Raw genomic sequence first — 25,020 nt, forward strand, 5'->3', positions numbered from 1 at the left:
CGCGCCGCCGAGCCCGGCGGCGGTGCCGGCGCCGAGGACCCCGGCGAGCAGCGCGCGCCGTCCCATCGAGCTGTTCAGCGGCCGCGGCGGCCCGCCCGTCCGGTCGGCTCCGTGGTCTGTCTCGTGCCTGCCGTTCATGCGCACAACCGCCTCTCCCGCGTCTGACACGTCCGACTAGAAAGCGCTTACCAGCATGCGCGCATCAGAGTATGCGCGCCGGGTCACGCGGTCAACGGGTCGGCACGTCCCGGCGGTTTCGGCACCCGCCCCGGGGCCGGCGGCGGGCGGCGGCCCGGCGGGTCAGAGCCGGATCAGCACGTCGTCCAGGTCCTTGCGCCGGATGTCGGGTACCCGCGCCCCGTCCGCCGGGTAGCCGACCGGGATCACGTACGCCGCCCGCTCCTCCTCCGGCCGCTCGCACACCTCCCCCAGGAACCGCATCGGGCTCGGCGTGTGCGTCAGCGTCGCGAGCCCCGCCTGGTGCAGCGACGCGAGGAGGAAGCCGACGGCGATGCCGACCGACTCCTTCGTGTAGTACGGGCGCGGGCTCTGCGGCCCCTTGTGCACCTCGAAGACGACGATCACCGCGGGCGCCGCCTCCAGGAACGGCTTGTGCCAGTCCGTGCCCAGCGGCGCCAGCGCCGCCAGCCACTCCGGCGAGGCCCGGCGGTCGTAGAACTCCCGCTCCGACTCCTCCGCCGCCTCCCGCAGCCGTCGCTTGCGGTCCGGGTCGGTGACGACGACGAAGCGCCAGGGCTGCACGTTGGCGCCGCTGGGCGCGGTGGCGGCGGTGCGGATCGCCCATTCCAGGACGCCGTCCGGGATTGGGCGCGGGGAGAAGTCCCGCACGGTGCGGCGGCGGGTCATGGCGTCGTGGAAGGCGCGGCTGCGCACCGCCGCGTCCGGCGCCGGCACGCCGAGCGGCTCGTACGGGACGGTGGGATACGGGGCCGGATACGGCTGCGAGGTCGTCATCGGGCCAGCACAACACGGCCCGGCGGGCTTGGACCAGACCTGACACGGCCCCGGTGCGCCCCCGGCCGCGCCCCGGCGGGCGGCGCGGCTACTCCTCGAAGCCCGCCGCGTCCACGAAGTCCGGCCGCGGGTCGAGCGCCGCCGCCAGCCGGAAGTGCCTGCGCACCTCGTCCGGATCGCCTCCGGCGCGCTCCAGCGTCCGGGCCAGCGCGAAGTGCGCGTAGGCGTTGTCCGGCTCCCGCTCGACGACGGTGCGGAAGTCGGCCTCCGCGGCGCGCAGGCGGGCGCTCATGAAGTACGCGCGGGCGCGCAGCAGCCGCGGCGAGACCTTCTCGGGGTGGGCCTCGACCAGCGGGTCGAGCAGTTGGACCGCGCCGCTGGGATCGCGGGCGGCGAGCAGTTGCTCGGCCGCCCGGTAGTCGACGACGTCGGTCTCCGGGCTGCGCTCGGCCACGGCGGACTCCTTCCTCGACTTCTCCGTCTGCTCCGGCTCTTCGCCTCCCCCGTCCCCCGTCGGGAGGCGACTGGCCTCCCAACACGGGATCATGCCCCGCTATTCCGCCCCCTGACCCCCGTGCGCGCCACCAGTTCCTGCCAGACCTCGCGCACCCGCCGCGCCAGTTCCTCCGGCGTCCCGTCGTTGTCGACGACGATGTCGGCGACCGCGAGCCGCTCCTCGCGCGTGGCCTGCGCCGCCATGCGGGCGCGCGCCTCGTCCTCGGCCATGCCGCGCAGCCGCACCAGCCGGTCCAGCCGGGTGGCGGGCGCGGCGTCGACGACCACGACGACGTCGTAGAGCCCGGCGAGTCCGTTCTCGGTGAGCAGCGGCACGTCGTTCACGACGATCGCGTCCGGGCCCGCCGCCGCCTGCAGGGCGGCGGAGCGCTCGCGCACCAGGGGGTGGACGATCGCGTTCAGGGCCCGGCGCCGCTCGTCGTCGGCGAAGACGATGCCGCCGAGCCTGGCCCGGTCCAGGCCCCCGTCGGCGGCGAGCACCTCCTGCCCGAACTCCGCGACGACCGCGGCCAGCCCGGGCGTCCCGGGCTCCACCACCTCGCGGGCGATCGCGTCGGAGTCGACGATCACCGCTCCGTACGAGGCCAGCAGCTCCGCCACCGCGCTCTTGCCGGCGCCGATCCCGCCGGTCAGTCCCACCGTCAGCATGGGCTCACCCTAGGCCGCCCGCCCCCGCGGGCGGGGGCGGGGCACACCCGCGGCCGGGGCGTACGCGGCAGGGGCGGGGGTGTGCCGCCCGTGCTCCGGGCCCCGCGGCGTGCGCGCGTCAGTCGCCCTCCTCGCGCTCGGCGAGGAACTGCTCGAAGGCGCTGCCCAGCTCGTCCGCCGAGGGCAGCTCGGCGGGCTCGGCCATCAGGTTCTCCCGGTCCTCGCCGCCGGCCAGGGCGTCGTACTGGTGCTCAAGCCCGCGGACCATGCCCACCAGTTCCTCGTCGCCCTCGTCGACCTGGCGCTCGATCTCGTTCTGCACCTTCAGCGCCTCGGAGCGCAGCGCGTGCGCGACGCCCGGGAGGACGAGGCCGGTCGCCGAGGTGATCGACTCCAGGACCGTCAGCGCCGCGTCCGGGTACGGGGTACGGGCCAGGTAGTGCGGGACGTGCGCGGCGACGCCGAGGACGTCGTGCCCGGCCTCGCCGAGCCGGTACTCCAGCAGCGCGTCGGCGCTGCCGGGGACCTGGGCCTCGTCGAAGACGCTGCGGTGGCCGGGCACCAGGTCGATGCGGTTCCCGTGCGGGGTGAGGCCCACCGGGCGGGTGTGCGGCACGCCCATGGGGACGCCGTGGAAGTTGACCGCCAGGCGCACGTTCAGCCGCTCGACGATCTCGCGCACGGCCTCGGCGAAGCGCTCCCACTCCACGTCGGGCTCGGGGCCGGACAGCAGCAGGAACGGGCTGGCGGTCGCGTCGCGCACGAGGTGCAGTTCGAGCGTGGGGACGTCGTAGGCGGCCCAGTGGTCGCGGCGGAAGGTCATGAGGGGGCGGCGCGCACGGTAGTCGACGAGCCGGTCGTGGTCGAAGCGGGCGACGACCTCGTGCGGCAGGTCGTCGAGCAGCCGCTCGGTGATCTGCCCGCCGGTCTCGCCGGCGTCGATGAAGCCCTCGAGGTGGTAGAGCAGGGTCAGCCCCGCCGAGTCGTGCTCCAGCACCGCGTCGACGGCCGCGAGCCCGCTGGGGTCCCATTCGTACATGCTCATGAACGGGTAACACCCCGCGTGCCCGCGGTGATTCCCGGTGACGCGAACGGATTGTGCGCGCCGCCGCCGTGCGGCCGGCCGGCGCCGCTGCCCGCCGCCGGGACACCGGCTGGATCAATCTGGATCAACGTGGTCGACGACGGAACCCCGGCGCGGCCGATTGCGTCCTTTCCCGCGGAAGGAGGGGGTCGTCGTGCCTGAGGAGGGGCCGGGAGGCGAAGTCCCGGGCGGGCGCGGCGGGTTGCGGGAGCCGCTACGGCCCCGGCGCGGGGGCCGGCGCCGGGTGTCGCGCTCTCTGACGCTCGCCGCGATCGGTGCCGGCATTCTGGTGATCGCGAGCATCATCGTGTCCGCATGGCCCGGCGGCTCCGGGCTGGGGCCGCCCGGCGGCCCGTCGCCGGACGCCACCACAGCCGCCGCCTTCACCGGCGTGTACCGCATCGGCGCCCTCGGGGACGCCGACCCGGGCGGCGGCCGGGACACGGTCCTGGCCCGGAGCGTCACCCGGGCGCTCGCCGACCACGGCGGCGAGGGCGCCACCGGCTCCGTGGCGGCGCCGCCGCTGGGCGTCGCGGACCTCACCGCCTACAAGGAGTCCGCCGAGCCGGGGAACCGCCGGCTGGTGGCGCGCTGGCTGGCGGTGGAGCCGGGCCTGACCGGGGTCGTCGGCGGCGACCACACCCTGCGGCTGCCGGCGAGCGGCCTGACGTCCTTCCGCCTGCCGGTCGTACGCGCCTGCCGCCACGACGGCGCCGGCTCCCGCCCCGAGCCCCGCTACGCCGACACGGGCGAGCTGCGCTCCTCCGCCTCCACCGGCGACATGGGCGTCGTCATGGCCCGGCACCTCGCCGCCACGCCCGGTGTCCGCAAGGTCTACGTCCACGGTGACACCGCCGCCGACCCCACCCGGGCCCTGGTCGCCCGGCTGCGCACGGCCGGCGTCGAGGTACGCGCCGACGGCACGGGGACGCTGGCCGACGGCATCGGCCGGTTCCGGCCGGACGCGGTGTTCCTGGAGGGCGGGGCGCGGCACCTGGCGAAGTGGCTGGAGGAGGTGGAGGACAGCGGGTTCGACGGGGTGAAGGCGATGTGGGACCCGACCGCGCCGTCGTGCACCGGGCGCAACGCCGCCGCCGACCCGGACTTCTCCGTGCCGGACGGCTGGCTGACCGTCCGCGGCCACTACGACATCCGGCTGGACCCCGACGCCGCCCGCCGCGCCGCCGTGCGCCGCACCCTCGGCGCCGACCTGGCCGTCCGCCCGTACGCCGTCGAGACCTACGACGCCGCCCGCGCCCTGCTCTCCGCCTGGGACACCGTCTCCGCCGAGGACCGCAGCAGCGACGAGCCGGACATGGCCCGCGCGGCGCTGGCCGAGGCGCTGCCGACGGTGCCGGTGCGCGGGGCGCTCGGCGGCCGGTGGAAGCGGCTGTCGGGGGCCGAGGCGCACCCGGTGGTGTGGCTCGACCGCCGGGTGGACGGGAAGTGGCGGCAGGAGGCGGAGAAGCGCCGCTGAGCCTGCCGCCCGCACCCGGCTCCCCCGGCCTACCGGACCCCGGCGCCCCGCTGCGCGGACCGCTCCGGCTCCGCGGACGCCGCGGGCTCCTCGGGACGCTCCAGCGCCACCTTCGGCAGCACCCTGCCCAGCGGCCCGGGCAGCCACCAGGCGTGCCGGCCGAGCAGCTGCATCACCGCGGGCACGATCAGGCAGCGGATCACCAGGGCGTCCAGCAGGATCGCCACCGCCAGCCCCAGGCCGAACTGCTGCAGCATCCGCTCCGGGCTGAGGATGAACGCCCCGAACACCACGATCATGATCAGCGCCGCCGCCGTGATCACCTGCCCGGTGACGGCCAGGCCCTCGCGCACCGCGTGCGCCGCGTCCTTCGTCCGCCCCCACTCCTCGTGCATCCGGGAGACGAGGAAGACCTCGTAGTCCATGGAGAGCCCGAACACGATCGCGAAGATCATCACGGGGATGAACGCCTCGATGGGCCCCGGCTGCACGCCGAACCAGCCCTCCTGGAACACCAGCGTGATCACGCCGAGCGCGGCGCCGATGGACAGCAGGTTCAGCACGGCGGCCTTGAGGGGGATCCACAGCGAGCGGAACACCACCATCAGCAGCAGCGTCGACAGCCCGACGACCAGGGTGACGAACAGCGGCATCCGGTCGGCGACGGTGTCGGAGAAGTCCTGGGCGGCCGCGGTCGAGCCGCCGACCAGGTACTCGGCGCCCGTCTGCGCCGACAGCGGCGGCAGCACCTCGTCGCGCAGGTCGTGGACGAGGTCCGCGGTCGCGGAGTCCTGCGGCGCCGACTCGGGATAGACGATGACGGTGGCGACCTCGCCGTCCTCGGACGGCAGCGGCGGGGTCGTCGCGGCGACGCCGCCGAGCTGCGAAATCCGCTCCTGCGCCCGCTCACCGGCCGCGCCGGCGCCCTCCCCGCCGGCGCCCGCGCCGCCCTGGGCGACGACGACCAGCGGGCCGTTGAAGCCGGGCCCGAAGCCCTCGGCGAGCAGGTCGTACGCCTGCCTGCTGGTGGTGGATGGTGCGTCGTTCCCGGCGTCGGCGAAGCCGAGCCGCATGCCGAGCGCGGGCGCCGACAGCGCCAGCAGCGCGACCAGGGCGGCGACCAGCGCGGGCAGCGGACGGCGCTGCACGGCGGCGGCCAGGGCGCGCCAGCGGCTGCCCTCGACCCGGCCCTTCGCCGCCCGCTTCTCGTGATGGCGCAGCACGTGCCGCTGGATGCGCCGGCCGAACACGCTCAGCAGCGCGGGCAGCAGCACCAGCGACGCGGCCATGGTGACCAGCACGGTCAGCGCCACCGCGAGCGCCACACCCTGCAGCGAGCCGAGGCCGAGTGCGACCAGGCCGAGGAGGGCGACGATGACGGTGCAGCCGGCGAAGAAGACGGTGCGCCCGGCGGCGTCCAGCGCGATGCGCGACGCGCCGTCGCGGTCGGCGCCGCGGATCAGCTCGTGGCGGTACCGGTAGAAGATCAGCAGGGCGTAGTCGACGCCGACGCCGAGGCCGACGAGCATCATGATCGGCGGGGTGAAGTCGGCGACGGTGAACGCGTGCCCGGCCAGGGTGATCAGGCCGATGGCGGTACCGACCGCGAACAGCGCGGTGACCAGCGGCACGGCGGCGGCCACCAGCGAGCCGAAGAGCAGCACGAGGATCACCAGCGCGGCGAGCATGCCCGCGCCCTCGGCGGCACCGCCGCCCCCCTCCTCGGCGCTGCGCACGGCCTCGCCGCCCAGCTCGACCTGCAGCGCGTCGCTCCCGGCCCGCTGCGCGGTGTCGATGATCTCCTGGACGTCGCCCTTCGGCACGGTCTCCGCCTTGCCGTCGAGGGTGACGGTGGCGTACGCGATGTCGCCGCCCTCGGAGACGGCGGCGCCGCCGTCGGCGTACGGGCTGCGCACGTCCACGACGCTCGGCAGCGCGCGCACCTGCTCCAGCATGCGCTCGACGTCCTGCTCGGTGCCCGCGGCGCGCATCCCCCGCTCGTCCTTGAACACGATCTCCACGCTGTCGCCGGCCTGCGCGGAGCCGTGCCGCTCCAGCAGGTCGGTGGCGGCCTGGGAGTCGGTGCCGGGGAGGGAGAAGTCGTTGCGCCAGCTGCTGCCGGCGCCCTGGGCGGCGGCGGTGACGCCGAGGAGGACGGCGAGCCAGAGCAGGATCGCGAGCCGGCGGCGCCGGCGCGACCAGTCGGCGAGCCGGGCGAACAGCCCGGCGCGTACATCGGTGGCTGCGGACGGTGGAACTGCGCTCTGTGCGGACATGGCACCACCGTGCGGTGCCGCCCGCGGCGGGCGCGTCGCCCGCACGCGGACACCCTCCCTACCCCGCTGGTTGCGCCCCTCCCCCGACCCGTACGACCCGGGTTGCGACCGGCCCCCGAACCCGCCCCGACCCCCTAGGTGACCCCCCGCGACACCCCTACGGGCCCCGCCGCTGCCCCCACCGGAGCCCTCACCGCGCCCCCGGCGCCGCCCGCACTCCGCGCCCCCTCACCCTTACACCCGTTCACCCGTTCACCCGTTCACCGCACACCCGCCCCCCCGCCCCAGGGTAGGCCGCCCCGCCGACATCGACGTGCTCCCCGGACACCGCCCGCCCGCGGGCGGAGCAGACGACACCGCCGGCACCGCGCCCTCCGCTCAGGGCCCCAGCCACCCCGGCCGCACCATCCCCGACTCGTACGCCAGCACCACCAGCTGCGCCCGGTCCCGCACCCCCAGCTTCGTCATGATCCGGCTCACGTGCGTCTTCGCCGTCGCCGGGCTCAGCACCAGCCGCACCGCGATCTCGTCGTTCGTCAGCCCCGCCGCCACCAGCTCCATCACCTCGGCCTCCCGCTCCGTCAGCGCGTTCAGCCGCGGGCTGGGCTCCGGCGCCTTCACCCGCCCGGCGAACTCGGCGATCAGCCGCCGCGTCACCGACGGGCTGATCAGCGCGTCGCCGCGCGCGGCCACCCGCACCGCGTGCACGAGTTCCTCCGGCTCGGTGTCCTTGACCAGGAACCCGGCCGCGCCGGCGCGCAGCGCCCCGTACACGTAGTCGTCGAGGTCGAACGTCGTCAGGATGACGACCCGTACGCCCGCCAGCCGCTCGTCCGCGGCGATCCGCCGGGCGGCCTCCAGCCCGTCGGTGCCCGGCATCCGGACGTCCATCAGCACGACGTCGGGGCGCAGTTCGCGGCACGCGGCGACCGCCTGGTCGCCGTCGCTCGCCTCCCCGACCACGTCGAGGTCGTCCTCGTCCGCCAGTATCGAGCGGAAGCCGGCCCGCACCAGCTTCTGGTCGTCCGCGAGCAGGACCCTGATCATGTCTGCGCGTGCTCCGTTCCGTAGGGCAGCCGGGCGGTGACGACGAAGCCGGTGCCGCCGGGCCGCGGCCCCGCGGCCAACTCACCGCCGACCGCCCGCGCCCGCTCCCGCATGCCGTCGATCCCGCTGCCGCCGACGCCGCCGGCCAGCCCGCCACCGGCCCCGTCCCGGGCGTCACCGGCGCCCGGGACGGCCCCGCCCCGCCCGTCGTCCTCGACCTCCAGCCGCAGCTCACGCTCACCGTAGTCCAGCCGTACGGTCACCGACGTGGCCCCCCGCGCATGCCGCGCGACGTTCGTCAGCGACTCCTGCACGACACGGTACGCGGCCAGGTCCAGCTCCGCCGGCAGCGCCCGCCGCGCACCCGCCACCACCGTCCGCACCCGCAGCCCCGCCGTGTCCGCCGTCCGCTCGGTCAGCTCACCGAGGCGCGCCAGCCCCGGCACGGGCGCCGTGGGCGCCCCCTCGTCGACGTGCCGCAGCACCCCCAGGGTGGTGCGCAGATCGCGCAGCGTCTCCCGGCTGGTCTCCTTGATGGTGGCCAGGGCGTCGGCGGCGGCCGGGTCCGGGGCGTCGATCTTCTTCAGCCGGTGCAGCGCCGCGCCGGACTGGACGTTGATGAGCGAGATGTTGTGCCCGATGACATCGTGCAACTCGCGTGCGATACGCAGCCGTTCCTCGGTTGCGCGCCGACGCGCCTCGTTCTCGACGTGCGCCCGCCGCCCGTGCCACATGGCACCCAGCACCACAACCGCGACGACCCAGCCGGTGAGCATGAACAGCGCGGCGCCGTTGATGTCGTCGTTGCCCGACAGCGTCCCGGCCGTGCTGCCGGCGACGGCCAGCCCGCCCAGCGCCGCCGCCGCGCGCAGCCGCCCCGAGGCGGCCACGGCGTACAGCGCGATGACCAGCACGATGAACAACCCGCCGTCGTGCACGCTGCTCACGTAGTAGATGCTGACGACCGGAAGGACGAACACGCCCACGGCGAGGGGATGACGGCGGGCGAAGTACAGCGCCCCGCAGGCCAGTGCGATCAGCACCCACCCCAGCGCCGTCGTCGCCCACGACTCCCGCCGGTCGCCCACGAACGCGTGCAGGCTGCTCAGCGCCACCAGCACGCCCGCCCCGGCCGCGAGGGCGGCGTCCGCCGCGCGGCCCTGCGGCAGGCGGAAACGGCGTACGGGCAGGGGCATGGCCCCAGCGTACGCGCCCGTGCCCGCGGCCCGGGCGCGCCGGCCGCGCCCCTACGCGCCCCGGCGGCCCCGGCGGCCCCGGCCCAAAACCACCGGGCGGCGGGTTCGGAAGGCGGAAGCCCGCCGCCCCCCGCAGGGGACGACGGGCTTCCGTCGGTACCGCCGTGACCCGGCCGCTACGCCACGCGACCGCGGTCGGCTCAGCTCTGGCCGCCGGCCAGCTTCTCGCGGAGCGCCGCCAGCGCCTCGTCCGAGGCCAGCGCGCCGGAGTCGTCGGCGCCCTCGGAGGAGTACGAACCGCCGCCGGCCGGTGCCGGCGCCGCCTCGCCCGCCTCGGCCGCCGCCTGCGCGTCGGCCTCGCGGGACTTGACGACCTGCGCCTGGTGCTGCTCGAAGCGGGCGTGGGCCTCGGCGTACTGGCCCTCCCACTCCTCGCGCTGCTTCTCGTACCCGTCGAGCCACTCGTTGGTCTCCGGGTCGAAGCCCTCGGGGTAGATGTAGTTGCCCTGGTCGTCGTACGAGGCGGCCATGCCGTAGAGCGTCGGGTCGAAGTCGACGGCCATCGGGTCCGGCCCGAAGGTCTCGTTCGCCTGCTTCAGCGAGAGGCTGATGCGACGACGCTCCAGGTCGATGTCGATGACCTTGACGAAGATCTCGTCGCCGACCTGGACGACCTGCTCCGGGATCTCCACGTGCCGCTCGGCCAGCTCGGAGATGTGGACCAGGCCCTCGATCCCCTCGTCGACACGGACGAACGCGCCGAACGGCACCAGCTTCGTGACCTTGCCGGGCACGACCTGACCGATCTGGTGCGTGCGGGCGAACTGCTGCCACGGGTCTTCCTGGGTCGCCTTCAGCGACAGCGAGACGCGCTCGCGGTCCATGTCGACGTCCAGCACCTCGACCGTGACCTCCTGGCCGACCTCGACGACCTCGGAGGGGTGGTCGATGTGCTTCCAGGACAGCTCGGACACGTGCACCAGGCCGTCCACACCGCCCAGGTCCACGAAGGCGCCGAAGTTGACGATCGAGGAGACCACACCCGACCGCACCTGACCCTTCTGCAGGGTGGTGAGGAAGGTCTGGCGGACCTCCGACTGGGTCTGCTCCAGCCAGGCACGGCGGGACAGAACCACGTTGTTCCGGTTCTTGTCCAGCTCGATGATCTTGGCTTCGAGCTCCTTGCCGACGTAGGGCTGCAGGTCGCGTACACGGCGCATCTCGACCAGCGATGCGGGCAGGAAGCCCCGCAGGCCGATGTCGAGGATGAGACCGCCCTTGACGACCTCGATGACGGTACCGGTGACGATGCCGTCCTCTTCCTTGATCTTCTCGATGGTGCCCCACGCGCGCTCGTACTGCGCGCGCTTCTTCGAGAGGATCAGCCGGCCTTCCTTGTCCTCCTTCTGGAGCACAAGGGCCTCGATCTCGTCGCCGACGGCGACGACCTCGTTCGGGTCGACGTCGTGCTTGATCGAGAGTTCCCGCGAAGGGATGACACCCTCGGTCTTGTAGCCGATGTCGAGCAGGACCTCGTCCCGGTCGACCTTCACGATGACGCCGTCGACGATGTCGCCGTCGTTGAAGTACTTGATCGTCTCGTCGATCGCGGCGAGGAAGGCTTCCTCGGAACCGATGTCGTTGACCGCAACCTGCTCAGTGGCCGCCGCGGTGTTCTCGGTGCTGCTCGTCATGTGGGATTGGGCTCCGGTACGGGCAATTGAGTCGTCGTCACTCCACGCCGAGAGCCCTGTGATCGCACCGCCGAAGCCGGACAGCCTGAGAGGCGCTTTCCCGCACTCCCCCCGGGGAGTCCGGCAGCGCCTCGTGAACCGAGGGGACATACAACAGATGCGAGCGCGGCCTGCTCCGTCCGAGGCACGCAGGCCCGCAGCGCAACTTGTAGCATACGGGGGCAGCCGGGCATGGTCAATGCGCGAAGAGTGCACCTGGGGCATGCCGCCCCATACCCGGCAGTAGTGGCGCTTCGTCACTCTCGCGCGTACCGGGAAGAGAGTACGACGGGTCCGGCCGATGGTCCACGAACACGAGAACAGACGCGACGGAGCCCACGAGACCGCTGATGCGGATGTTGCGGCAGAGGCTACCCGACGCCGCGTGCCCGCGCGGGAAACCCGGCAGGCCAGCCGCGGCTGGTGGGACCGCAACGCCGACGACTACCAGCGCGAACACGGCGGCTTCCTCGGCGGCGCGGTCGGCGCCCGCTTCGTCTGGGGCCCCGAAGGGCTGGACGAGGCGGAGGCCCGGCTCCTCGGCCCCGCGGGCTCGCTGGCGGGACGCGCGGTGCTGGAAGTGGGCGCGGGCGCGGCGCAGTGCGCCCGCTGGCTCGCGGCGGAGGGCGCCCGGCCGGTGGCCCTGGACCTCTCGTACCGGCAGCTGCAGCACGCCCGCGGCGCGGCCGCAGGCGGTGGCGGCACGGCACCGTTCCCGCTCCTCCAGGCCGACGCCGCCGCGCTGCCGTTCCGCGACGGGGCCTTCGACCTGGCCTGCTCCGCATACGGCGCCGTCCCGTTCGTCGCCGACCCGGCCGCGGTCATACGGGAGGTCAGACGGGTGCTGCGACCGGGCGGACGGTGGGTCTTCTCCGTCACCCACCCCGTACGCTGGGCCTTCCCCGACGAACCCGGCCCCGAAGGGCTCTCGGTCGCCGCCTCGTACTTCGACCGCACGCCCTACGTCGAACAGGACGAGGACGGCCGCGCCGTCTACGTCGAGCACCACCGGACACTCGGCGACCGGGTCCGCGACGTGGTCGCCGGCGGCTTCCGGCTGCTCGACCTCGTCGAACCCGAATGGCCCGAATGGCACGACCAGGAATGGGGCGGCTGGTCCCCGCTGCGCGGCCACCTCATCCCCGGCACGGCGATCTTCGTCTGCGAAGCCGCCTGACCCGCCGCGAGGCCCCGACCGGCAGCCGACCCGAAACGGGGGACGGCCGCCGCCGGACACACACCCCGTAGCACACTGGCCACCGTGGCCCTCCGCACCGACGCCCTCGACGCCCTGCCCGTACGGCACGCACTGCCCGCACTCCGCGCCGCCCTCGACGGCCCCGGCACCGCCGTACTCGCGGCGCCCCCCGGCACCGGCAAGACCACCCTCGTCCCCCTCGCCCTCGCCGGCCTCACCCCCGGCACCGCCCCCGGCGCCCCGCCCCGCCGGGTGCTCGTCGCCGAACCGCGCCGCATGGCCGCCCGGGCCGCCGCCCGGCGGATGGCCTGGCTGCTCGGCGAGGAACCCGGCGACCGGGTCGGCTACACCGTCCGCGGCGAACGCCGCACCGGACCCCGCACCCGCGTCGAAGTCGTCACCACCGGCGTCCTCCTCCAACGCCTCCAGCACGACCCCGAACTGGCCGCCGTCGACACCGTCCTGCTCGACGAATGCCACGAACGGCACCTCGACGCCGACACCGCCCTCGCCTTCCTCATCGACGTACGCGCCACCCTCCGCCCCGAACTGCGCCTCGTCGCCGCCTCCGCGACCTCCGACACCCACGCCTGGGCACAGCTCCTCACCGGCCCCGACGACACCGCCCCCGCCCCCGTCGTACACGGCGAAGGCACCATGCACCCCGTGGCCACCGCCTACCGCCCGCCACCCCCCGGCATACGCCCCGCACACGGCACCCGCGTCGACCCCGCACTCCTCGCCCACATCGCCGACGTCGTACGCGAAGCACTCCGCCGGCCCGAAGGAGACGTGCTGTGCTTCCTACCCGGCGTCGGCGAGATCGCCCGCGTCGCCGGACTCCTGACTGGCGCACACGCGGAAATCCTGCAGCTGCACGGGCAAGCACCGGCCGACGTGCAGAACGCCGTGCTCCGCGGCAGCGCCCCCGGCGAGCGGCGGGTCATCCTCTCCACCTCGGTGGCCGAGTCGAGCCTGACCGTCCCCGGCGTACGCACCGTCGTCGACAGCGGCCTCACCCGCGAACCCCGCACCGACCACGCCCGCGGCCTCGGAGCGCTCACCACCGTACGGGTGTCCGCGGCCACCGCCGCCCAACGGCTCGGCCGCGCCGGGCGAGAAGCCCCCGGACTCGCACTGCGCTGCTGGTCAGAGGCCGAGAACAGCCGGCTCCCCCGGCACCCCGCACCCGAGATCGCCGTCGCCGACCTCGCCGCCTTCGCCCTCCAGGCCGCCTGCTGGGGCGACCCCCACGCCACCGGACTCGCACTCCTCGACACCCCGCCGCCCGGCGCCATGGCCGCCGCCCACGACGTCCTGCGCGCCATCGGCGCCCTCGACACCACCGGCCGCCCCACACCCCGCGGCACCCGCCTCGCCGGACTCGGCCTCCACCCCCGCCTCGGCCGCGCACTCCTCGACGCCGCCGCCCACGCCGGCCCCCGCGCAGCCGCCGAAGCCGTCGCCCTCCTCAGCGAAGAGCCGCCCCGCTCCTACGGCGACGACCTCGCCACCGCCTGGCGCCACGCCCGCCGCAACCGCGACGCCTACGCCCCCCGCTGGCGCCGCGAAGCACAACGCCTGCGCCGCGCCCTCCAGACACCCGACGACACCGCCCCACCCCCCGCCGGCAGCACCGCCCCCGGCGACGACGCCGTCGCCGGACTCGTCGCCGCCCTCGCCTACCCGGAGCGCGTCGCCCGCAGACGCAGCGAGGAGTCCTACCTCATGGCGTCCGGAACACGCGTCGAAACCGCCCCCGAATCCGCCCTCCGCGGACAGCCCTGGCTCGCCGTCGCCATCGCCGACCGCCCCGTCGGCGCCACCCACGCCCGCCTCCGGCTCGGCGCCCCCCTCGACGAGGACACCGCCCTGCACGCCGCCGAAACACTCCTCGGCACAGAAGAAGAAGTCACCTGGTCCACCGAAAGACACCAAGCAGTCGCACGCCGCGTCACCCGCCTCGGCGCCGTGGAACTCCGCACCCGGCCCCTCCCCCACCCCGACCCCGCGCGCCTCCGCGCCGCCCGCCTCGACGGACTCCGCCGCGAAGGCACCGCCCTCCTCCACTGGACCGACGCCGCCCGCGCACTCCGCCGCCGCCTCGCCTTCCTCCACCACGCGGTCGGCGACCCCTGGCCCGACGTGACCGACGACGCACTCCTCGCCCACGCCGACGACTGGCTCGACGACGACCCCCACCGCATCGACGCCCGCCGCGTACTCCAAGGACTCCTCCCCTGGACCCGCGGCGAAGCCGCCCGGCTCGACGAACTCGCCCCCGAACGCCTCACCGTCCCCAGCGGCTCCCGCATCCGCGTCGACTACGACAACCCCGAACAACCCGTACTCGCCGTCAAACTCCAGGAACTCTTCGGCCTCGACCAGACCCCGCACATCGCCGACGGCCGCGTACCGCTCCTCGTCCACCTGCTGTCCCCCGCCGGACGCCCGGCCGCCGTCACCGCCGACCTGCCGTCCTTCTGGCAGCACGGCTACCCCGCCGTCCGCGCCGAACTCCGCGGCCGCTACCCGAAACACCCCTGGCCCGCAGACCCCGCCACCGCCACGCCCGCACGCCACACGAAACGCCGCACGGACGCCGACCGGTGACCGGCGTCCGTGCGGGCAGAACAAGCCCCTACTCGACCGTCAGCTCCAGCGTCAGCTCCACGCCCTCGCTCGTCGTCAGCCGCAGCAGATACGTCCCCGCCACGTCACCCGCATGGATGGGCGGCAACGTCACCTTCCCGTCGGCATCCGTCGTCAGGTTCAGCTTCCGGACGGGATCGCCCTCGGCATCCGCGAAGTACGGCCCCTCGCCGTTCGGCTCACCGGCCTCCGTGACCATCGCCGCCGTCACCGGCGCCTCCACGGCGGGACCGCCCCGATACGTCACCTTGGCCTCAACGGCACCGAACTCGCCGCCCGCCGCCGCCGTCAGCGCCGCATCACCGATCCGGACCAGCCCGTACGACGCCTCCACCGCCGCCGCGAAGTCCACCGGGCTCACCCCGCTGCCCACCGACGCACGAATCGTGAAGTCCCCGGCCAGCTGACCCGCACGCACCACCGGCGCCGTCGCATAACCCGAACTGTCCGTGGTCACCGACGCGGACTTCTCCCCGCCGGCGAACACCGCACCCGTCTGACCCCGAATGGTGAACGTCACCGTCTTCGCCGACACCCCGGCACCACGCGACGTCACCGCCCGCACCTTCGGGCGCTCGGCGAAGTCAGCACCCGTGTACGCGGTCGACGACTGCGGACTCGCCACCCGCAGATCCGCGATCGTCGGAACCGGCTCACCCGGGTCGTCGTCCTCATCATCCGGCGGCGAGGGCTCACCGGGACCCGGGTCGTCGTCTTTGCCGTCGTCCTTACCGCCGCCCTTGTCGCCGCTCTTGTTGCCGTCGTCGCCGCCGCCCTTGCCCGGCCTGCCGCTGTCCGAGGGGCTCGGCGACGGACTCGGCGTGTTGATGCCGTCACTGCGGTCCCCCGGATCGGCACCCGAACCGTCCGGCACCGACTCGGCGCCGCCCTCCTTGTAGAAGTCGTACCAGGTCAGCACCGTACGGAGATACGACTCCGACTGGTTGTACCCGAGAATCGCCGCTTCCAGATCCGACTGCGAAGACAGATCACGCCCGCCCGCACACAGATACCGCCCCGCGGCGAGCGCCGCGTCGTAGACGTTGTCCGGGTCCCGCTCCCCGTCGTCGTTGCCGTCGCTGCCCCAGGTGGCCCACGTCGAGGGAATGAACTGCATCGGACCGACAGCCCGGTCGAAGCCGGTGTCCCCGTCGTACTCGCCGCCGTCGGTATCCGTGATCTTCGCGAACCCGTTCCCGTTCAGCACCGGACCCAGGATCGGATTGCGCGTCGTACCGTCCGCGGTCACGTCACCGCCACGCGCGTGCCCCGACTCCACCCGGCCGATGGCCGCCAGCAGCTCCCACTCCAGGTTGCAGCCGGGATTACTGCGCGCCAGCCGCGCCTCGGCCTGCTTGTACGCGTCCAGCACCGTCGCCGGAATACCGGACTCGTCGGCCTCGTCCTCCAGATCACCACCGGGCGAGGGGTTGGCACTCTCCAACGGCGGCAGGTCCGTGTAGTAGGGGGAACCACCCGTGATCGAGTCCTCCCCGCCCCCCGGCGCCTGGTCAGGAGCACTCTTCCCCGGAGCCTCCTCCGGCCCCACCGAGAGACCCGGCGCCTGAGACGCGGTCAACGCAGCCATCGCCGCGGCGGCCACCGCCGCGGTCATCGCACCCTTGCGCAGTCGTCGTCGCGTCGGCGCAGACATCGCCTAGCCGTCCCCTCCCGTAGGTCTGCAGGCTCCCCCGCACAGCAATGCTCGCGACCATACGTCAAGTTGATGCCGCGTTCTACCGCCTGTGGATGAACGGTGACACGCCGCCCGTACGCCCCTAGGACACCGAAACGCGGAGGGTGCGACGGGTCAGTACTTGGGCCCGACGTGCACGTCCATGAGGGCGACGGAGGCGCGCCTGGCGACGGAGATGTTCTTGACACTGCGAGTCCGCTGTCTGCCGTGCGTCCACTCGACCCCGACCCGGTCGAGGGCGTCGGTGAACAGCTTGCTGATGTCGCCGGACTTGTTGGTGAAGAAATAGCGCGGGTACTCGTAGCGTTTGCGCCGCCCGGCGACCAGGCGAGTGGTCCAGTTCGTGATCCGGCATCCGTCGGAGTGGATCAGCCCGCGGATGAACGGCCAGGGGTACCGGTCCAGGATCTCCTGCTGCCACGTCTCGGTCGTGATCCGCCGCTCGTGCTTCTTGCCCGCGCCGTGCTGGGGTAACAGGCACGGCCAGTGGATGCTCCAGCCGGTGACAGCCACGTACCCCTGGCATTGCACACGGCAGACACTGTTCTCGGGCCGGACTGCACGGATGGCATCGACACATGCGTCGATAAGCCCCGGCCACGCGTCCGCACAGGCGATGCGCAGGGAGTAGTTACCACGGTGCTGGCGGCTGACGCACCCGTCACCCAGGTACAACCCGAGCAGGTACGCGTACGACTCAGGAGCCGAAGGGGCCCCAGGCTGCGGCTGGCAGCGCACACACTGCCCCCGCTTAACTACGGAGGGGAGCGGTTCGAGCCGTACGAGCCAGCTGCGGATCGACGCCCGGGACACCCCCAACTCCTTACTGACGGCGTTCTGGCTACGTCCCTCGGCAACCAGGGCCAGTGCGCGCTTGCGCGTATGAATGTCGTACACGCACACGAGCGTGCTCCAGCTGGGGGTCACACGAGGGGGAACCGCAGCCGATCACCGGATCGTATGAAGATCAAGTGCCCCGGGTGGGATTCGAACCCACGCTGTCGGTGGTTTGAGCACCGGGCCTCTACCTCTGGGCTACCGGGGCATACCGGAGTGCGGCGACGCCTAGCTTACAAGAGGTCGGTACCCTCGTGGGTGCCCCTACCGCAGCCAGGCAACACCCCGAGGAGCACCGTGAGCGCCCCCGAGACCCCAGAACCCCCGGAGGACGTCGCCGCCGTCAGCGCCGGAGGCGACGAGCACGTGCCGCCGCAGACCACCCGGGTGGTCATCGCCGAGGACGAGGCGCTGATCCGGCTCGATCTGAAGGAGATGCTGGAGGAGGAGGGGTACACCGTCGTCGGGGAGGCGGGGGACGGGGAGACCGCGGTGCGGTTGGCGCGGGAGCACCGGCCGGATCTGGTGATCCTGGATGTGAAGATGCCGGTGCTCGACGGCATCTCCGCCGCCGAGCAGATCGCCGCCGACTCGATCGCCCCGGTGCTGATGCTGACCGCGTTCTCGCAGCGTGAGCTGGTCGAGCGGGCGCGGGACGCCGGGGCCATGGCGTATCTGGTGAAGCCGTTCAGCAAGGGTGACGTGGTGCCGGCGATCGAGATGGCGGTCTCGCGTTACACGGAGCTGCGGACGCTGGAGAGTGAGGTCGCGGATCTCTCGCAGCGGCTGGAGACGCGGAAGCTGGTGGATCGGGCGAAGAGCGTTCTGCAGACGGAGTACGGGCTGTCGGAGCCGGCGGCGTTCCGGTGGATTCAGAAGACGTCGATGGATCGACGGCTGTCGATGCAGCAGGTGGCGGAGGCGGTCATCGAGGACGACGCGGAGAAGAAGGCGAAGAAGAAGCAGGGTTAGTCCCCCGCGCCGGAACGGCAGTCGGCCCGCGCCCCCCTCCCCGGGGCGCGGGCCGCTGCCGTCTGTGCGGGCGTGCGTGCCTACGGGCGCCCTGTCAGTCCTCGCCGAGGTAGGCCTTCCGGACGGATTCGTCGTGGAGGAGTTCTTCCCCGGTGCCGGACAGGACGATCTTGCCGACTTCCATCACGTGTCCGTGGTTGGCGATGGAGAGTGCGGCCTGGGCGTTCTGTTCGACGAGGAGGATGGTGGTGCCCTGGGCCTTGAGTTCCCGGATGGTCTCCATGATCTTCTGCATCATGATCGGCGAGAGGCCCATGGAGGGTTCGTCGAGCATGAGCAGTTTGGGGCGGGACATGAGTGCTCGGCCCATGGCGAGCATTTGCTGTTCGCCGCCGGAGAGGGTGCCTGCGGCCTGTTTGCGCCGTTCGCCCAGGATGGGGAACAGGTCGTAGCACATGTTGATGTCCTGCTGGACGCCGTCCGGGTCTTTTCGGAGGAAGGCGCCGAGTTGGAGGTTCTCCGTGATGGTGAGCCGGGGGAAGAGCCGGCGGCCTTCCGGGGAGTGGGCGAGGCCCATGGCGACGACCTTGTGGGCGCCGATGCCGTTGAGCGGGGTGCCGTCGAAGAAGATCTTGCCGCCGGCGGGTTTGAGCAGCCCGGAGAGGGTGCGCAGGGTGGTGGTCTTGCCGGCGCCGTTGGTGCCGATCAGGGTGACGACTTCGCCCTGCTGGACGGTGAACGAGATGCCTTTGACGGCTTCGATCTTGCCGTAGGCGACTTTGAGGTCTTCGACCTGGAGTAGCGCGGTCACGCGTCGCCCTCCTTGTTCGTCTCGGTGGTGCTGCCGCTTCGAGCGGTCTTCGCGGCGGCGTTCTCGGCGGCGGCGACCTCGTCGACGGCCTCGTCCTCGGGGACGCCTTCGAAGGGCGTTCCGAGGTATGCGGCGACGACGCGGTCGTCGCTCTGGACGACGTCGGGGGTGCCTTCGACGAGTTTCTCCCCCTGGACGAGGACGGCGACGCGGTCGCAGAGCCCGAAGATGAACCGCATGTCGTGTTCGATGACGAGGACGGAGATGCCCTGGTCGCGGACTGCGAAGACGAGTTCGCGGGTGGCCCGGGTCTCCTGCGGGTTCATGCCGGCGGTCGGCTCGTCGAGGAGCAGGAGTCCGGGTTGGCTGGCCAGGGCCCGGGCGATTTCGAGCTTGCGTTGCTCGCCGTAGGGGAGGTTGCGGGCGAGGTGGTCGCGTTTGGCGGCGAGCCCCGTGAACTCCAGCAGTTCCATGGCGCGTGCCTCGGAGGTTGCTTCCGCGCGTTTGAAGCCGGGGCCGCGCAGGAGGGCGGACCAGAGTCCTTCGCGGGTGCGGGTGTGGCGTCCGACGAGGACGTTTTCGAGGACCGTCATGTTGGCGAAGAGCCGGATGTTCTGGAAGGTGCGGGCGATGCCTGCCTTGGTGACCTCGTGGGAGCGGTTGGGCAGGACGGTGCCTTTGTAGCTGACCGTGCCTTCTGTGGGGGTGTAGAGCCCGGTCATGCAGTTGAAGAGCGTGGTCTTGCCGGCGCCGTTGGGGCCGATGAGGCCGACGATTTCGCCCTGGGCGACGGTGAGGTCGACGTCGCGTACGGCGGTGAGGCCGCCGAAGCGCATGGTGACGCCCCGGGCGTCGAGGACGTCGGCCGCGGCTTCCGTTCCCTTGGCGGGGATGGTGTCGCTGGCCATCGGTGTCACACCCCCACCTTGTCGTTGAGGCCGGTATCTTCCTTGGGCACGTCGAGTTGGCCGGTGTCGTGGAATTCGAGTTGCTTGCGGCGATCGGCGATGAGGCCTTCGGGGCGGAAGCGCATGAGCAGGACGAGCGCCAGACCGAAGAGGAGCAGTTGGTATTCCTGTACGAACTGCAGTTTGGCGGGGATGAGGTAGAGCAGCGCCGCGCCGATGAGCGGTCCGCTGACGGTGCCCATGCCGCCGAGGATGACGGCGGCGAGCAGGAAGGCGGAGTTCGGCGGTACGGCTTCGACGAACTGGTACTGCTCGGGGGTGACGGTGTACTGCACGTGTGCCTGCACGGTGCCGGCGACGCCGGCGAGGGTGGCGCCGAGTGCGAAGGCGAGGAGTTTGAGCCGGAAGGCGTTGATGCCCATGGCGCGGGCGGCGGTTTCGTCCTCGCGGATGGCGACCCAGGCGCGGCCGATGCGTGACTGGTCCGCACGCCGGAAGATGGTGACGACGATGATGGTGCACACCAGCATGAGCAGGAAGTAGTTGGAGAACCGGCCCAGCTCGAACCCGAGGATGGTGTGTTCTTCGCCGAGGTTGAAGCCGAGGATTTCCACTTCCGGGATGTTGGGGATGCCGTTGGGTCCGTTGGTGATGTCGGGCCCGGAGGTTCCGTCGAGGTTCTGTACGCCGATGCGGAAGATTTCGCCGAAGCCGAGGGTGACGATGGCGAGGTAGTCGCCGCGGAGCCGGAGCGTGGGGGCGCCGATGAGTACGCCGAAGATGAGCGATGCGACGGCGCCGGTGAGCACGGCGGCCCAGAAGGGGAAGGTGACCCCGATGCTGGAGGTGGGTGCCCCGGAGACGAGTGCGGCGGTGTAGGCGCCGACGCCGAGGAAGGCGACGTATCCGAGGTCGAGGAGGCCCGCGAGGCCGACGACGACGTTGAGGCCGAGGGCGACGGTGGCGAAGATGAGGATGTTGGTGCCGATGGTGGCGTAGGCGTCGTTGCTCTGGGTGAAGGGGAAGACGAACGCGGCGACGAAGGCCGCGGTCACGGTGACGTTTCGGTGTTTGGCGGTGAGCTGGCCCAGTTGTCCGGTGAGGCCGGCGCGGCCGAGGGCGGGGAACAGGAAGGCGACGAGCACCATGAAGCCGACGAAGAGTTCGGGGTAGTCGGTGTCGATGCCGAAGGTGAAGAGGTAGAGGCCGAGGGCGAAGGCGGTGGAGATGATGAGGATCTCCACCCAGCCGGGGTGGTCCTTGAGCCGTCCGGGGGCGGGTGCCTTCAGCGAGTGGACGAGTTGTTCCCAGGGGTTGGCCGGCGGGTGGTCGGCGTCCTGGGGGACGTCCGAGGGCAGTCCGAGGGCGCCGACGGCGCCGATCAGCGCCATGGTGACGGCGATGTAGCCGCCGGGGTCGACGTTGATGAGGCCGCCGAGGTTCTTGATGATGGCGCCGATGGTGTAGCCGGTGACGCCGAGGGTGCCGAGCGCGAGCAGTCGTACGGCGCTGTTGGGCCCGCCGGGGGTGAGCCAGCGCAGTCCGCGCAGTCCCTGTCCGGAGAGCAGGAAGGCGAGGGTGAGTAGTGCGCCGGTGAGGGTGAGGAGCTGCAGGCCGCCGGGGTATCCGTAGACGGTGAGGTTGCCCGGGAACTCCTCCGTGTAGGTCCACGAGAGGAAGGTGGACAGGAGGGTGCCTGCGGCGCCGCCGAAGGCGAGCAGCCGGGCGATGCCGGGAGGCAGGGGCAGGGTGCCGCCGGTGGGGGCGGGCGCGGTGGTCTTCGTGGTGGTGGTCATGGTTCTCACGCCCTGTCCGATACTCGTTCGCCCAGGAGACCCTGAGGTCGCAAGAGCAGGACGAGGATCAGCAGCACGAAGGCCCACACGTCCTTCCACGAGCCGCCGCCGAACTGCTCCATGCCCGGGATGTTCCCGACGTACGCGGTGGCCATGGCTTCGGCGACGCCGAGGACGATGCCGCCGATCATGGCCCCGTAGATGTTGCCGATGCCGCCGAGTACGGCGGCGGTGAACGCCTTGAGGCCGGCGATGAACCCCATGCGGAAGTCGACGTTGCCGTACCGCAGTCCGTGGGCGATGGCCGCGATGGCGGCGAAGGCGCCGCCGATGGCGAAGGCCATGACGATGATGCGGTCGGTGTTGATGCCCATGAGCTTGGCCGTGTCGGGGTCCTGCGAGGTGGCCTGCATGGCGCGGCCGGAGCGGGTCTTGGAGACGAAGAAGCCGAGGGCGATCATGCAGACGGGGGCCGCGATGAGGAGGTAGAGGTCGCCGCGCTGGATGGAGACGCTGCCCAGCTCGATCCGGGAGCCGGTGAACTCGGGGAAGGGCCGCGCCTTGGTGGCGTCGGGGTACCAGGCCCAGATGGCCTGCTGCAGGGCGATGGACAGGCCGATGGCGGTGATCAGGGGGGCGAGGCGGGGCGCGCCGCGCAGGGGACGGTAGGCGAAGCGCTCGGCGCCGACGGCTACGAGGACGGAGCAGGCGACGGCCATGAGGATCATCAGCGGCAGGGCGACGGCGAGGTTGGTGCCGTCGGGCATCCACAGCCACATCGTCAGGGCGCCGAAGCCGCCGATCATGAATATCTCGCCGTGGGCGAAGTTGAGAAGCTGGACTATGCCGTACACCATCGTGTAACCGATGGCGATGAGCCCGTACAAGGCGCCGAGTAGCAGGCCGTTGGCAAGTTGCTGCGGCAGATCGTTCACCGCGGGGCCTCCGAGTGGGTGTCAGATATGGCCGCGCGGGGGGCGCTGTGTGCGCCCCCCGCGCCGCTTGCGGTCTGTGTGTGATCAGTGGGCGGTGGTGGTCGCCCTGGTCAGCCTTCGAACTCGCCGCTGGTCAGCGGAACGTGCTTGCCGTCCTGGACCTGGTACAGCGACAGCTGCTTGTTGGTGGTGTCGCCGTACTCGTCGAAGGCGACGCTGCCGGTCACGCCCTCGAAGGAGACGCCCTGCATGGCCTCGGTGATGGCCAGGCGGGCTTCGTCGGTGTCGCCGGGCAGTTCGCCGTCGTTCTCCTCGACGACGGCCTTGACGGCCTGGATGATCGCCCAGGTGGAGTCGTAGGAGTAGCCGCCGTAGGCCTCGTAGGCGTCCTTGTAGCCGGCCGCCTCGTAGTTCTTGATGAACTGCTTGGCGGTGTCGAGCTGCTCAAGGGGGGCGCCCACGGAGCTGGCGATGTCGCCTTCGGCGTTCTTCTTGGCCAGCGAGATGTACTCACCGCTGAACAGCGCGTCGCCGCCGACGGTGGGGATCTTCGCGCCGGTCTCCTTGACCTGGGCGGCCAGCGGGGCGCCGGCGGGGTACTCGCCGCCGTAGTAGACGAAGTCGGCGCCGGAGTTCTTCACCTTGGTGGCGACGGCGGAGAAGTCCTTGTCGTCGGGGTTGACGTGGTCGGTGCCGACGACCTTGCCGCCGAGGTTCTTGAACTCCCTGGCGAAGGTGCCGGCGAGGCCGGCGCCGTAGGTCTTCTTGTCGTCGATGACGAAGACCTTCGTGAGCTTCTCTTCGTTGTAGAGGTACTGCGCGGCGAACGGGCCCTGGATCGCGTCCGTGGTGGAGGTGCGGAAGTAGGTGTCGAAGGGCCGGTTCTTGTCGCCGGACTGCCAGTTCTCGCCCTGGGTCAGGGCGGGGTTGGTGTTGGCGGGCGAGACCTGGACGAGGTCGGCGTCGGCGAAGACCTTCTGCATGGACTGGCCGACGTCGGAGTTGAGGGGGCCGACGACGCCCATGACGTCTTCGTTGCCGACGAGCTTGGTGGCGTTCTGCTGGCCCTGCTGGGCCTGCGCGACGTCGTCGAGGGCTTCGAGTTCGAACGTGACGCCCTCGACCTCCTCGTTCTCGTTGGCCGTCTTGACGGCGAGCTCGGCGGAGTTCTCGATGCCGATGCCGAGGGCCGAGAGGTCGCCGGTCAGCGGGGCGTCGAGGCCGATGACGACGGTCGTTCCGCCGCCACCGCCCCCGTCTTCGCCGTCGTCGTCGCGGGAGCCGCAAGCGGACAGCGTGAGAGCCCCTGCGGTGACCGCAGTGGTGAGTATGAGCAAGGAACGGTGACGCACGATCAGTCCTTTCCCCTGGCGCGGCCTCGACTGCGCAGAGTGGGCCGGTGCACGCGGCAGGCGTCGGATGGTGACCTGCTGCGCGGTGACTGGGCGTGACTCTAAGCCGCCCCGGGGCGGGGGGGCAGAGGTGCAGGCAATGCTGTGACTCTCTTGTTATGACCCTTACAGTCGCGGGCCGCCGCGGCGGGGGTGGTCTGTGCCGGATCGGCCGAGTCCGGACGCCCGAACGGGCGTGAAGCTGCTGCTGGTGTCCTATGCGCCGGGAGCGGCTTCGGCGGCGGGTTCGCATATCGTACGCAGCGCCCGGGACAGTTCTGCGGCGTAGGTGCCGCCGGGGATGGAGCTGTAGTCCTGTATTGCGCGCGTGTTACGCAGCGTTACGTGCAGGGAGGGCAGGCCGGCGTTGAGGGGGAGGCCGGTGCAGCGGACGACCTTGAACCTGACGGTGACGCGGGTGGGTTGGTCCGCGGGGAGCCGCAGGGGCAGCGCGGGGTGGACGGACAGTTTCAGGCCGCTGTAGCCCTGGGTGACGCCCACCAGTGAGGCGCCGGTCTTCGAGGTGGCGGTGAGCCGGGCATCGAACCCGCTATCGCCCGCTTCAGGAGGTTCTATCCCGAGAAAGGAGAATTCGGTCGAGTGGATCGGATACGGCACGGCCGCGGGCGGCGCCGGCCCCGGCCGTGTGGCCAGGGCGTATGCGCCCAGGACAGCCAGCGCGGCCAGGCCCGCCCCGGCGGCGGCGAGCCGCTGGAGCCGGGCGGGCAGCGCGGTCCAGCGCTCGCGGAGGCGCGGCCCGGAGGAGCCGCCGCCGAGGACCTCCGCGGGCGGCCCGGCGTCCCGTTCGGGGCCGGGTTCCGGCCGGGTGGGCGCGCTCATGGCGCACAGGGTAAGGGCGTGGGGCCGCGCTG

Annotated in this window: 20 protein-coding genes and 1 tRNA gene; 4 read left to right on the forward strand and 17 right to left on the reverse strand. The window is 72.3% G+C overall.

Going from position 1 to position 25,020, the window contains the following annotated elements; genetic code table 11:
* Positions 1-300: 300 nt before the first annotated feature.
* From ABD317_RS13270 to ABD317_RS13285, 4 genes are all read right to left on the reverse strand, one after another.
* Positions 301-975 carry a nitroreductase family protein gene (locus ABD317_RS13270; protein ID WP_344290108.1) on the reverse strand — a complete coding sequence of 225 codons (675 nt, stop codon included), beginning with the start codon at positions 973-975 and terminating at the stop codon, positions 301-303.
* 88 nt (positions 976-1,063) lie between these two features.
* Positions 1,064-1,429, reverse strand: coding sequence for a tetratricopeptide repeat protein (locus tag ABD317_RS13275; protein WP_027753609.1), 366 nt, complete (start codon positions 1,427-1,429; stop codon positions 1,064-1,066).
* 89 nt (positions 1,430-1,518) lie between these two features.
* Entirely contained in the window at positions 1,519-2,139 is a 621-nt protein-coding gene (gene coaE, locus ABD317_RS13280; protein ID WP_344290111.1) for a dephospho-CoA kinase, read from the reverse strand.
* A gap of 118 nt (positions 2,140-2,257) precedes the next feature.
* Positions 2,258-3,184 (reverse strand): PAC2 family protein, encoded by a 927-nt coding sequence (locus tag ABD317_RS13285; protein WP_037781573.1) that lies wholly within the window; start codon positions 3,182-3,184, stop codon positions 2,258-2,260.
* A 283-nt stretch (positions 3,185-3,467) separates the two neighbouring features.
* On the opposite strand from ABD317_RS13285, the gene ABD317_RS13290 reads away from it, so the two are divergent.
* The gene (locus tag ABD317_RS13290) at positions 3,468-4,700 is read left to right on the forward strand and encodes an ABC transporter substrate-binding protein (RefSeq protein ID WP_344290114.1); all 1,233 of its coding nucleotides are present in this window, start codon (positions 3,468-3,470) and stop codon (positions 4,698-4,700) included.
* A gap of 29 nt (positions 4,701-4,729) precedes the next feature.
* Here the strand turns inward: ABD317_RS13290 and ABD317_RS13295 are convergent, their stop codons facing one another.
* The 4 genes from ABD317_RS13295 to rpsA all read right to left on the reverse strand — a co-directional run bounded on the left by ABD317_RS13295 (position 4,730) and on the right by rpsA (position 10,913).
* Complete coding sequence (locus ABD317_RS13295) at positions 4,730-6,976, reverse strand: MMPL family transporter (RefSeq protein ID WP_344290116.1); 2,247 nt, start codon at positions 6,974-6,976, stop codon at positions 4,730-4,732.
* A gap of 378 nt (positions 6,977-7,354) precedes the next feature.
* Positions 7,355-8,023, reverse strand: a complete 669-nt coding sequence (locus ABD317_RS13300) for a response regulator (RefSeq protein WP_344290118.1) — start codon at positions 8,021-8,023, stop codon at positions 7,355-7,357.
* Complete coding sequence (locus ABD317_RS13305) at positions 8,020-9,219, reverse strand: sensor histidine kinase (RefSeq protein ID WP_344290120.1); 1,200 nt, start codon at positions 9,217-9,219, stop codon at positions 8,020-8,022. Before ABD317_RS13305 ends, ABD317_RS13300 begins: the two co-directional genes overlap by 4 nt.
* 200 nt (positions 9,220-9,419) lie before the next feature.
* Positions 9,420-10,913 carry a 30S ribosomal protein S1 gene (rpsA, locus tag ABD317_RS13310; protein ID WP_344290122.1) on the reverse strand — a complete coding sequence of 498 codons (1,494 nt, stop codon included), beginning with the start codon at positions 10,911-10,913 and terminating at the stop codon, positions 9,420-9,422.
* Between the two features lie 340 nt (positions 10,914-11,253).
* On the opposite strand from rpsA, the gene ABD317_RS13315 reads away from it, so the two are divergent.
* A complete protein-coding gene (locus ABD317_RS13315) occupies positions 11,254-12,129 on the forward strand; it encodes a class I SAM-dependent methyltransferase (RefSeq protein WP_344290124.1) in 876 nt (291 codons plus the stop codon).
* An 84-nt stretch (positions 12,130-12,213) separates the two neighbouring features.
* Positions 12,214-14,763 (forward strand): ATP-dependent helicase HrpB, encoded by a 2,550-nt coding sequence (gene hrpB, locus ABD317_RS13320; RefSeq protein WP_344290125.1) that lies wholly within the window; start codon positions 12,214-12,216, stop codon positions 14,761-14,763.
* Positions 14,764-14,791: 28 nt separating this feature from the next.
* Here hrpB and ABD317_RS13325 read toward each other — a convergent pair whose 3' ends face one another.
* The 3 genes from ABD317_RS13325 to ABD317_RS13335 all read right to left on the reverse strand — a co-directional run bounded on the left by ABD317_RS13325 (position 14,792) and on the right by ABD317_RS13335 (position 17,543).
* Complete coding sequence (locus ABD317_RS13325; protein ID WP_425582356.1) at positions 14,792-16,213, reverse strand: lytic transglycosylase domain-containing protein; 1,422 nt, start codon at positions 16,211-16,213, stop codon at positions 14,792-14,794.
* A gap of 399 nt (positions 16,214-16,612) precedes the next feature.
* On the reverse strand, positions 16,613-17,395 hold the full coding sequence (locus ABD317_RS13330) for a helix-turn-helix domain-containing protein (RefSeq protein ID WP_344290129.1): 783 nt from the start codon (positions 17,393-17,395) through the stop codon (positions 16,613-16,615).
* 75 nt (positions 17,396-17,470) lie between these two features.
* A tRNA-Leu gene (locus ABD317_RS13335) sits at positions 17,471-17,543 on the reverse strand.
* An 89-nt stretch (positions 17,544-17,632) separates the two neighbouring features.
* Between ABD317_RS13335 and ABD317_RS13340 the strand changes: the two genes are divergently transcribed.
* Complete coding sequence (locus tag ABD317_RS13340; RefSeq protein WP_344290131.1) at positions 17,633-18,307, forward strand: ANTAR domain-containing response regulator; 675 nt, start codon at positions 17,633-17,635, stop codon at positions 18,305-18,307.
* 94 nt (positions 18,308-18,401) lie between these two features.
* On the opposite strand, the gene ABD317_RS13345 is transcribed toward ABD317_RS13340, so the two are convergent.
* The 6 genes from ABD317_RS13345 to ABD317_RS13370 all read right to left on the reverse strand — a co-directional run.
* Positions 18,402-19,118: an ATP-binding cassette domain-containing protein gene (locus ABD317_RS13345; RefSeq protein ID WP_027753622.1), complete on the reverse strand. Its 717-nt coding sequence runs from the start codon at positions 19,116-19,118 to the stop codon at positions 18,402-18,404.
* Positions 19,115-20,026 carry an ABC transporter ATP-binding protein gene (locus ABD317_RS13350; RefSeq protein WP_344290133.1) on the reverse strand — a complete coding sequence of 304 codons (912 nt, stop codon included), beginning with the start codon at positions 20,024-20,026 and terminating at the stop codon, positions 19,115-19,117. The genes ABD317_RS13345 and ABD317_RS13350 overlap by 4 nt, the downstream gene beginning before the upstream one ends.
* Before the next feature lie 5 nt (positions 20,027-20,031).
* The gene (locus ABD317_RS13355) at positions 20,032-21,822 is read right to left on the reverse strand and encodes a branched-chain amino acid ABC transporter permease (RefSeq protein ID WP_344290135.1); all 1,791 of its coding nucleotides are present in this window, start codon (positions 21,820-21,822) and stop codon (positions 20,032-20,034) included.
* Positions 21,823-21,827: 5 nt separating this feature from the next.
* Positions 21,828-22,757 carry an ABC transporter permease subunit gene (locus ABD317_RS13360; protein WP_027753625.1) on the reverse strand — a complete coding sequence of 310 codons (930 nt, stop codon included), beginning with the start codon at positions 22,755-22,757 and terminating at the stop codon, positions 21,828-21,830.
* A 110-nt stretch (positions 22,758-22,867) separates the two neighbouring features.
* The gene (locus ABD317_RS13365; RefSeq protein ID WP_344290137.1) at positions 22,868-24,109 is read right to left on the reverse strand and encodes a branched-chain amino acid ABC transporter substrate-binding protein; all 1,242 of its coding nucleotides are present in this window, start codon (positions 24,107-24,109) and stop codon (positions 22,868-22,870) included.
* 255 nt (positions 24,110-24,364) lie between these two features.
* Positions 24,365-25,020 (reverse strand): hypothetical protein (locus ABD317_RS13370; protein WP_344290139.1); only part of this gene is annotated, 656 nt, incomplete at its 5' end.

It is taken from the genome of Streptomyces synnematoformans, assembly GCF_039531005.1.
Taxonomy (GTDB): Bacteria; Actinomycetota; Actinomycetes; order Streptomycetales; family Streptomycetaceae; genus Streptomyces; species Streptomyces synnematoformans.